Here is a 9,900-nt window from a genome sequence, read left to right as displayed (position 1 = left end):
GTTGCTTTCATCAGGCTCAATCTGTACGTAAAGATAGATTTGCAGTACTGGCTCGACAATCCATTCCTTGAACCTCCTGAACCAGCTCCCGAATATCGGCAGGGGGTCCTTTTTCCAGAATATAGCTGAACCATCGCCTGAACATATTTGCAAGCCGGCATTTGGAAATGCTATTTTTATTTAGGACAGTATTGTTATTGTATCTTTTATTATCTTTGTTGTACTATGTGTGAAAATGAGAATATATTGGCTTATCTTAAAGAAATTGCACAATATGATTGTCCTGACTCTTTTCGTCAGCTATATAATCATTATTATATGCGTCTGTTTCGTCAGGCTTTGTATTATTTGAACGGTAATCCCGATAATGCACAAGAAGTTGTAGCCGATGTATTCGTAGCACTATGGCAAGGACGAAAAGTATTGGATAAGGTATCAGAACCCGATTCTTATCTTTTTATAGCCCTCAAACATGCTACTGCCCGCTATGTAGAACGAAATACGAAAGAAAAACTTATACAGATAACAGAATATCTACCCGATGCTGAATACCGGTATAGCGATACTACCGACTTTAGTATGATGGATGAAGAACTTCAGAATAAATATAGGACAGCCTTAAATAATTTGCCTCCCCGGTGCGCCGAAGTTTTCCGTTTGGTAAGGGAAGAAAGGAAAAAATATTCCGAAGTGGCAGAAATGCTCGGGATATCAATAAAAACGGTTGATAACCAAATGAATAAAGCTACAAAACTACTCTATGGACAGTTGAAAGAAAATCTTTTTTCAATTTTTTTCTAATAACGGATAGGGATATTTTTTATTTCATGTCTCTTTATTATTGTAAGCAATGAAACAATAATAAATGAAATACAGAAATAACGTACAAACAGCACGAGAAAAATATCTGAATACTCAGTTTTTGTCTGAAGAAGAACAAGGACTGATAGATGAAGATTTCCAAGGGAGAGATTATGAATATTTTCAATCAGCAAAACACCCTTTTCTCATTCCTGATAAATATTCGGCGGATGAAACTTATAAGACAATAGAACAAAGATTAACAGAACAAGGACAAACCAGAAGGTATACAGGTGTTTACACGAAATATGTAAAATATGTAGCCGCCCTGATAGTTATAGCCGTAATATCCACTTTTGTTTACAAATACGTATCATCTCCGGCTCAACTCATTTCCGTATCCACATCTTATGGAGAAAGGAAGGAAGTCGTATTGCCCGATGGCTCCCTTGTCATACTTAACAGCTTGTCGAAATTATCTTATCCCCCAAAAATGAACGGAGATACACGGGACGTAGAATTGCAGGGAGAAGGCTATTTTGATGTGGCAAAAAATAAGGAAAAGACATTTGTCGTCAAAGTGAACAATCTGAATATAAAAGTTTTAGGTACAAAATTTAATATTGAAGCCTATGAAGACCAGGAATCCGTCACGACCAGTTTATTTGAAGGTATTGTGTCTGTTAATTTGGATAATGGATATACCAAGCAACTTGAGCCAGGCCAGCAGGCAGTTTTTGAAAAAAAAGGAAACAAAATCGATATCGTACAATCAGCCGGTATTGATGGAAAGATAGATTGGCAAAAAGGGATATTTACGTTCAATGGCGAACCGTTGGAAAGTGTTTTCAAAACGTTGGCCAGGGAATATAATACGGAGTTTAATATAACCAATCAGGAACTAAAAGAACTACGTGTCACTATACGTTTTGACGTAAAAGAGAATAAATCAGTTGAAAATATACTGAACTTATTAGGAGAATCCGCTAATTTTAGTTTTCAGAAACAAGGTAATATTTACTTAATTACATCTAAATAAGCCTTGCCCGGCATGAACAATCGTCTTAAACTTATCTTACATTTTGTATTATGCATGTATATAGGAGTAGCTTATGCCCAGAATAAGCAAACGATCTCCATACAAATGAATGCGTCTCTACAGGAAGTAATAAAACAGATAGAACAACAATGCAATTATTCTTTTGTGTATACAGAAGCTATCGATATGAAACAGGTGAAGGATATTAATATTCAAAATTCTACTTTGGAAGAATGCCTGAATAAGGTGTTCGACAAAACAGGTATTTTGTGGAAAATATCCCAGAAGCATATTGTATTATATGCTCCCCAATATATAACTATATCGGGCTATGTAACTGACAGAAAATCGCAGGAAACGCTGATTGGCGCTCCGGTAGCTGATGTGAGTACCGGAAGCGGAAGTTTTGCAAACTCGTATGGCTATTATACGATTCAGGTTCCTCCCGGCTCAATTGAGTTACAGGCCTCATACATTGGATACTCGCCATTATCTAAAAAAGTAAGTATAAAGAAAGATACGATAATAAATTTCCCCTTATTTGTTTCTACAGTCCACCTCAAAGATATAGTCGTAATGAATACGAAATCATTCTCTCCTTCAAGTGGTTCTGTCGAATTATCAGGAACGGACATAAAATCGATGCCTGCATCTTTTGCCGAGAGTGATGTCTTAAAATCTTTGCAGTTTATACCCGGAATACAGTCCGGTGTAGAAGGTTCTGCCGGTATATATGTGCGGGGTGGGGGACCCGACCAGAATCTGATTCTGATAGATGGTGTACCTGTATATAACACCGGGCATGTATATGGATTGTTCTCTATATTTAACGGGGATGCCGTAAAAAAGGTATCTCTGCATAAAGGTAGTTTTCCTGCACGATTCGGGGGACGCCTGTCTTCTGTTATCGATATACGGTTCAAGGATGGAGATATGCAAAATTACCATGCCAGCGCTACGTTAGGACTTCTTGCTGCACGCTTGAATGTAGAAGGCCCTATTATAAAAGGTAAAACATCTTTTAGCTTTTCTGCCAGACGCTCTTATATAGATGCGTTTTTAAGGATCGCCCGTAGTTTTTCAGACGAAAACGTCCCTGTCGTTTACATTTACGATATCAATGCGAAGGTAAACCATCGCTTTTCGGATCGCAGCCGGTTATATTTAAGTTATTACGAGGGAAGGGATGCCTTGAATACCCGTGCCAAAAGTAACGATCCGAATAAAGAAAAATATGACGCAACAAGGTTTGAATATAAATGGGGGAATACAATCGCTTCGCTACGTTGGAATTATATTTTTAATAATAAGCTGTTTATGAATGCTACCGCTGCTTTTAATAAATATAAGTTCGATTTTTATTCAAGATATGAAACCCGTACGGAGGAGTTTAATAGTATTGCCAAGAACTTTCAATATTCAGGTATTCGCGACTGGCAATTGAGTACAGACCTTGAATATACCCCTAACAATAATCATTATATCCGCTTTGGAGGAGGAGTTATCTTTCATAAGTTCAGCCCGGAAGTACAAGGTAATCATATAATGGAGTCTGAAAATGAAGATTATAATGATAAAACTAACTATTATTTACTCAATATAGCCAGAGGGCGTGAAATGTCGCTGTATGCAGAAGACGACTTTTCGATAACAGAAAAATTGAAAGCCAATCTGGGATTACACTTTTCTCTGATAGATACAGATGGTAAGACATACAAATCGTTGCAGCCCCGTATATCTCTGGGATACAAAATGAATGATAAACTGGCATTGAAAACCTCATACACCAAAATGAACCAGTATGTGAATTTATTGACATCAAACGCAACCAGCCAGCCTACCGATCTTTGGGTACCTATAACCCGGAACCTAAGGCCGATGTCGTCTCATCAGGTTACAGCAGGCATATTTGTAGATACCAGGACCGGATACAATTTCTCAGTCGAAGGATTCTATAAAAGGATGAATAATGTGTTAGAATATAAAGACGGTTCATCATGGAAAGATGCTTTTGCCTCATGGGAAAATCAGGTAGAATCAGGAAAAGGCTGGGGATATGGAGTTGAACTCTTCGCTCAGAAAAGTATAGGCCGGTTTACAGGATGGCTCGGATATACATTGTCGTGGAACGACAGGCAATTTAAGACTATAAACTGGGGCAAACGCTTCCCTGCTAAATATGACCGCAGGCACGATTTCAGTATTACCGGAACGTTTAAGCTCAATCCTAAAGTTGACATTTCCGCATCATGGATGTATGCCACCGGAAATAATGTCACATTAGCCTTGGAGGAATATCAGGCATTACCCGGTATGGGTTTAAACCAATATTGGTATAACCCCGTATCTGTTCCTTATGTTGAACAAAGGAACAATTACCGGCTGTCGCCGACACATCATCTCGACTTCGATATGAAATACTATTATTCTTCTAACAAAATGTGGACATTCAGTATTTATAATGTCTATAACAGGCAGAACTCGTACATGGCTATGCCGGGCTACAGTAAGAAGGAGGAGAGCAAACAGGTTGTATATGAATATAACTTTTTGGGAATCGTCCCCTCTATATCATATACTTATAAATTCAAATAAATATGAAACCATATATAGCAATAGTAGCATTTATTTTGATAATAGTAGTGTCTTCCTGCCAGTATGAGAGAGAGGTGGATATTGATATTATTACAATCAAACCGCAACTGGTATTGAATAGCCTGCTATTTGCTGAAAGGGATTCCACTTATTTTTATCTAACCAAGAGTCGTAGTGCATTCAAAGATTCAAATACATTTTGGCGCTGGGAAGATTCAGAATTCGAATATGTAGAAGATGCGGATATGCAGATGACTTTAAATGGAGAATCATTTCAGCTGAAGTACAGTAAGGTAGACAGTGCTTATATATTTCCGGACAGACTTAACGCGAATGATAATATAGAGTTGAAAGTGAATCAGAAGGATGGAGAGCTCAAGGCAAAAACAACTTTGCCGGCTCCTCCTTCTATCATATCAGTGGATACAGCAAAGGTTTACAAATCTTTTGGCGAGACAAAAGGTAATTTCCTCCAATTTAAAATAAAAATGAAGGACTATCCTATAGAAACGAATTATTACCGGTTGCTAGTAGATATTGGAATCACTCTTTATAGCTGGTCTGGTTGGCACAACTGGTACGATAGTTTTTATACTTCGCAATATTATACAAACGACCCTATATTAACAAATGGTATGCCGCCAAATATCATTTCAAACTTTGATATAGTAAAATTCCCTGAAAATTACCTATCAATTTTTCCCGATAAACTATTTGAGAATGATGAATATACCCTGACATTTTATATCGATTATTCATATATCACACTAGGCGATGAACGGGATAAAGGATACGTAACAGTCAAGATACAGTCTATTACCGAAGACTTATATAATTACTATTTTTCAGTACAGCGAAACGATTATATAAGCAGTGGCGGATATAATGAACCGGTAGTTATCTATAACAATATCGAGGGGGGATTGGGAATATTGGGAGCCTGTAACGAGGCAACTGTCTTTCACTTAGAAAAATAAGCGCGCAATTTATAAATAAATTACAGAATTATTAATCAAACAATCACTATTTTATGAAAAGAAACAGCGGAATGCTTTTATTGATACTTATCTTTTTGAATGGACTAAGTATTTCAGCCCAGGATTCTCCTTTCAGGCTTGGAGTAAAAGCAGGAGTTAATATATCCAATGCAATTATCGACAACAAAGATGCCGATCCCAAGCTTAAAGTAGGTTATCAGGTAGGTGTTACTGTTGATTATAGTCTTACCCGGGATTGGTTAATACAGTCGGGGCTCTCATTTACAACCAAAGGTGCGAAAATAGATGATTTTTTGGCCGGAAAAGTTGACGGAGGCGATGGCCGGGGCGAAACATATACATTCAATCAACTATATATACAATTGCCAGTATATGCCGCGTACAGGATCAATGTATCTGATAATTTGGGTATTGTAATTGGTGCCGGACCTTATATGGCATACGGAGTAGGGGGCAAGTCAAAGCGAAAATTGCATGATGCTATATTTTCAGACGGGAGTACCGAACTTAAATTCGATACATTTGGTAATGGAGATGACGCCTCAGAGCAATTAAACAGATTCGATTTTGGTTTAGGGTTGAATGTCAGTGCTGAATTTGGTAAAATAGTTGTCGGACTGGGATACGAACATGGACTGCTTAATATTGCTGCTATCGATGGTTTTAAGTATCGTAATCAAAATGCTGGTCTGACATTAGGTTATAGATTTTAGAAAAATGATTTTATTATAATAAATATAATTAAAAATGAGGATATTATGTCTATCAGTGGCTTTGCTGTGTGTGTTTTGCACAGCATCGGCTCAACGAAAAGATTTTTTCAAAGACAAAAAACATGAGCTGCGCTTATCTATAGGCTCTGTGAATGACGATGGCTATTATGGGTACTATGGGTATTACGGGTACTATAGCTACTATGGGTATTATGGGCACTACAGTGGCACCAGAGATTATTACGGAGCCGCAACATATTCCGGGTCAACCAAAACGGCCGGAGTATTCGGTTTGAGTTACTTTTATCATTTGCCAAACACTCGTTTCTCCTTTGGTAGTACAATATCCTATAATGGATTCAATACCAATTATTACCAGCGGTCTGACGATCGTAAAATCGGTCATTTTAAAGAATATAATCTAGCTTTTACTCCATCTGTGCGGTGTGCATGGATTGCTAAAGACTGGTTCCGGTTTTATTCGGGGGTAGGAGTGAGCCTGTACTTTAATGTAACCCGGCAAAAAGTGAACACAGTGGCCAATGCAAATTCCTATCTCTTTAATGACACAGCCTTTGAACAAAATATCCAAGTCACCCCTATAGGCTTCTCGGTTGGGAAAACTATTTTTGGATTCGGAGAAGTGAATCTGGGAGGTCGTACAGGCACATTTGTCGGAGGAATCGGGTATCGTTTTTAATATTAAGGAATGAATAGAAAATAAGCATTATGAGAAATTATATATATAAAATATTTATATCTGCCATACTTATATGCTTCACGGCATGCGAAGTAGAAGAGGGAGGCGATAGTAATCGAAAAACAATACAAGGTATGATAGCATTTGAAACAACCAATGGGTTCATTACCGATGGAATATCCATCCTGGAGATAATGGCACGAGTTAATTACTATGGGGAAGCTGATGAGGACCTGAAAGAGGGAATCAGGAACTACTATCTGGATGAATATAAGGTAACTTCCGTAGAAAATGTCTGGACATTGAAATCGAATGGCGCCGAATTCATATTCACGCACAACGGAAAGTCTATAAATGAAGCCGGCGCGGTATGGACAGCCCGTATCATATTCAAAGACAGTTATCAGGAAAAAGAAGTTGTCAATGGTAACTTCCGGGTAGAAACTGTAGGGGAAAAAGAGTGGATGCTGAAATCAACTGATATGATAAATCTTAATTCGTGGGATTATTCCAATGAGAATGAGAAACATACAAACGAATTATACATAAAGGGGAATAATGCGGATATAAAATCATCCAACCTGTACGATTATGTAGTTGAGTCCGGAAACGGAAAGATAACAGGTAATCCTGTATTTACATATAAAGTCACGTCTCCGCTGTTTTATTACGAATCCCTGTTTTATTATATTTCGCCTATATCTATTGGCCTCAGGGGAGGAGAACTGGATATCAATGCTGATGATAAAGATAAAATAACGGCTGAGGTATATATCGAAAACTCACTGCCTAATTATAAGATTACTTTTAACGGTATAACAGAAGACTGGAATTCCTATTACTGGTAATTCCTTGCAATACCCTTCTCCTGTATCCCCAACAGGAGAGGGTATTGATATTTTTTAGAGAGCTCCGTTAAATTACAACTGTGTATATGGCACACTGAATGTATCTCCATCGGAGACATTCCCTGTTTGGAGTCCTTTTTTTAGCCATCGCGAACGCTGGGCAGATGTTCCATGATTGAAAGCATCCGGAACAGTATATCCTTGCGACTGCATTTGCAGGCGATCGTCTCCAATTTGTGAAGCGGCGTTCAGGCCGTCATCGATGTCTTTATCGTCAATGGAGTCGAAGTTCTTCTTATCATAATATGCCCAGATGCCGGCATAAAAATCGGCCTGTAGTTCCAGCCTCACATTCAGTTGGTTACTTTCTTTTTCGCTCAGCCGTTGCTGCTGTTGCTGCACCTTTCCAAGTGTGCCAAGCAGGTATTGCACATGATGTCCCACTTCGTGGGCGATAACATAAGCATAAGCAAAATCTCCTCCTGCGTTCAACTGGGTTTTCATCTGGTTGAAGAATGATAAGTCGATATAAACAGTCTGGTCTGCAGGGCAATAGAACGGACCTGTCGAAGATGAAGCGCTTCCGCATCCGGATTGGGTTGCCTGACTAAATAAAACCATTTTAGGGGGTACGTATGTCATATTACTTTTTTTGAAAATCTCAGTCCAGACATCTTCGGTTCCGGCTAAGATTTTCTTTGCAAAAAGAGCTGCTGCCTCTTCCTCTGCTGTAGGAGTATAGGTCTGATTATTGGTAATTCCATTCGCAGCCTGCTGGGTAACAAAGTCGATAGGATTACCTCCCATAAACCATATTATTATACCTACGATAATAGTTCCACCTATACCTAAAGATATTTTTCCCGAAGATCCCTTTCCCCTGCGATCTTCCACATTATCACTTTCCCTTCTACCATCTAGTCTCATGTATCGTGTATTTAAATTACTTTTTTAATCTGATTATAAGATATGCAAACATATAAAAAAGATATTATTTATATCGTTATCTCGTCAATTTATTTTCCTGTAAAAAAGTGACAATTGAAAATCGGCAGAGCGAAGCGGAGCCAAATGTGCATAGTACATGACAAAAAATATTTTACATACATTTAAAGGATTTATTATATTGCCCTTACAGGGCGCAGTTTCTTTGGCTATCACTCCCTCAGGGTGTTACCCAGTCATGTTCGGAAGATTTTTAACATAATAAAAATCTTGTCTGTAAGGGCTGAAAGCCCGTTTTAATTCAGCTCAAGGTGAAGCCTTGGGTTCGAATTGATTCTGAGAATTTTGCGGGCTGAAAGCCCAAGTTAATTTAGCCTGCGCTTTCAGCGCGCTGTAGTGGAGATTTCCACTTTTACCCAAGGCTTCACCTTGGGCTGAATTAACCAGCCACTTCGTGGCGAAAAAATCTTCCGAACATGACTAGGTGTTACCCTGGGCTGAATTATGTTAGGCTTTCAGCCTGTTTTATCAAAACGTCCTGAAGGGGCTACATAATATAGCCCAATGGCAACGCCTTGGGTAGAATAAATCCATCCATCTGAATTTCGCCCTGTAAGGGCAGTATAGCAGGCTGTTACAGGTTTTATATTGTTTTTTGTCATGTACTGTGCAAAAGTGGTTATTCATATATTCAATTGTAACCTTTATGAAGTTATCCAGACTTTTATTCTTCTTTCGTTTTGTCATGCTGACGATAGGAATCATCTCATTTCTCAAGAGATTTTTCACTTCGTTCAAAATGACAAAGAAAGTATTCATTTCAAAATATTTCCAAAAGTGAAAAGTCTAGACGACTTTTATGTCAAAGAACTCTATATAAGATAATTTTAAAAATAAAAAATAACAGAATGTGTGAAACAAACTCTTTAATTTTATCTTCTTGGAAAAACTGATTAACTTTAACTCTGAATCTAATAATTAGTCTCTCCTTACGAATATAAAAGTTTCCAAATAGTTTTCATTTCGCCAGCATTTTCATCAGTAGAAAACTATTTGCATTTGGTTGGCAGCATTTATTATATAGCCAAGAAATGAGATTCTTCATCCATTTCTTGAGATTCCAGGCTGTGGCACTTAGAAGAGCATTGATTTGGACATACCTCTCCCCACAGAGATAATTTTCATGCATTCTGAAGTCTGATTTGAGATGTGCGTTAACCGGTTCTATTGCTGCCCTGCGTCTAAACTTCCTCCGCTTTTT

General features: G+C 38.1%; 9 protein-coding genes and 1 pseudogene. 7 read left to right on the top strand and 3 right to left on the bottom strand.

The genetic code is table 11. The features are described from left to right. Positions 1-225 precede the first annotated feature (225 nt). The 7 genes from D0T84_RS19865 (at position 226) to D0T84_RS19835 (ending at position 7,694) form a co-directional block, all read left to right on the top strand. Positions 226-801 carry an RNA polymerase sigma-70 factor gene (locus D0T84_RS19865; protein ID WP_163309593.1) on the top strand — a complete coding sequence of 192 codons (576 nt, stop codon included), beginning with the start codon at positions 226-228 and terminating at the stop codon, positions 799-801. 64 nt (positions 802-865) lie between these two features. After that, the gene (locus D0T84_RS19860; protein WP_163309592.1) at positions 866-1,840 is read left to right on the top strand and encodes a FecR family protein; all 975 of its coding nucleotides are present in this window, start codon (positions 866-868) and stop codon (positions 1,838-1,840) included. Between the two features lie 54 nt (positions 1,841-1,894). Further along, positions 1,895-4,435 carry a TonB-dependent receptor gene (locus D0T84_RS19855; RefSeq protein ID WP_163309591.1) on the top strand — a complete coding sequence of 847 codons (2,541 nt, stop codon included), beginning with the start codon at positions 1,895-1,897 and terminating at the stop codon, positions 4,433-4,435. 2 nt (positions 4,436-4,437) lie between these two features. Continuing rightward, on the top strand, positions 4,438-5,412 hold the full coding sequence (locus tag D0T84_RS19850) for a DUF4249 domain-containing protein (RefSeq protein ID WP_163309590.1): 975 nt from the start codon (positions 4,438-4,440) through the stop codon (positions 5,410-5,412). Positions 5,413-5,465: 53 nt separating this feature from the next. Then, complete coding sequence (locus D0T84_RS19845; RefSeq protein ID WP_163309589.1) at positions 5,466-6,146, top strand: porin family protein; 681 nt, start codon at positions 5,466-5,468, stop codon at positions 6,144-6,146. Positions 6,147-6,180: 34 nt separating this feature from the next. Continuing rightward, positions 6,181-6,846 carry a hypothetical protein gene (locus tag D0T84_RS19840; protein WP_163309585.1) on the top strand — a complete coding sequence of 222 codons (666 nt, stop codon included), beginning with the start codon at positions 6,181-6,183 and terminating at the stop codon, positions 6,844-6,846. A 29-nt stretch (positions 6,847-6,875) separates the two neighbouring features. Continuing rightward, positions 6,876-7,694 carry a hypothetical protein gene (locus tag D0T84_RS19835; protein WP_163309588.1) on the top strand — a complete coding sequence of 273 codons (819 nt, stop codon included), beginning with the start codon at positions 6,876-6,878 and terminating at the stop codon, positions 7,692-7,694. 72 nt (positions 7,695-7,766) lie between these two features. Here D0T84_RS19835 and D0T84_RS19830 read toward each other — a convergent pair whose 3' ends face one another. From D0T84_RS19830 to D0T84_RS23370, 3 genes and pseudogenes are all read right to left on the bottom strand, one after another. Continuing rightward, positions 7,767-8,621: a neutral zinc metallopeptidase gene (locus tag D0T84_RS19830; RefSeq protein ID WP_163309587.1), complete on the bottom strand. Its 855-nt coding sequence runs from the start codon at positions 8,619-8,621 to the stop codon at positions 7,767-7,769. 533 nt (positions 8,622-9,154) lie between these two features. Then, a complete protein-coding gene (locus tag D0T84_RS19825; RefSeq protein WP_163309586.1) occupies positions 9,155-9,301 on the bottom strand; it encodes a hypothetical protein in 147 nt (48 codons plus the stop codon). A 502-nt stretch (positions 9,302-9,803) separates the two neighbouring features. Continuing rightward, positions 9,804-9,900 (bottom strand): annotated as a pseudogene (locus D0T84_RS23370) (hypothetical protein); the annotation flags it as partial.

Origin of the sequence: Dysgonomonas sp. 521 (genome assembly GCF_010501055.1) — a bacterium.
Taxonomy (GTDB): Bacteria; Bacteroidota; Bacteroidia; order Bacteroidales; family Dysgonomonadaceae; genus Dysgonomonas.
The sequence above is the reverse complement of the archived record's forward strand: the minus strand, read 5'-3'. Positions and strand labels throughout refer to the sequence as shown.

Excerpts from the sequence above, each read along its gene's own strand:
- D0T84_RS19830 (WP_163309587.1), bottom strand. The coding sequence starts at position 8,621 with ATGAGACTAGATGGTAGAAGGGAAAGTGATAATGTGGAAGATCGCAGG.
- D0T84_RS19855 (WP_163309591.1), top strand. The coding sequence starts at position 1,895 with ATGTATATAGGAGTAGCTTATGCCCAGAATAAGCAAACGATCTCCATA.
- D0T84_RS19840 (WP_163309585.1), top strand. The coding sequence starts at position 6,181 with ATGAGGATATTATGTCTATCAGTGGCTTTGCTGTGTGTGTTTTGCACA.
- D0T84_RS19865 (WP_163309593.1), top strand. The coding sequence starts at position 226 with ATGTGTGAAAATGAGAATATATTGGCTTATCTTAAAGAAATTGCACAA.
- D0T84_RS19850 (WP_163309590.1), top strand. The coding sequence starts at position 4,438 with ATGAAACCATATATAGCAATAGTAGCATTTATTTTGATAATAGTAGTG.
- D0T84_RS19845 (WP_163309589.1), top strand. The coding sequence starts at position 5,466 with ATGAAAAGAAACAGCGGAATGCTTTTATTGATACTTATCTTTTTGAAT.
- D0T84_RS19860 (WP_163309592.1), top strand. The coding sequence starts at position 866 with ATGAAATACAGAAATAACGTACAAACAGCACGAGAAAAATATCTGAAT.
- D0T84_RS19825 (WP_163309586.1), bottom strand. The coding sequence starts at position 9,301 with ATGACAAAAAACAATATAAAACCTGTAACAGCCTGCTATACTGCCCTT.
- D0T84_RS19835 (WP_163309588.1), top strand. The coding sequence starts at position 6,876 with ATGAGAAATTATATATATAAAATATTTATATCTGCCATACTTATATGC.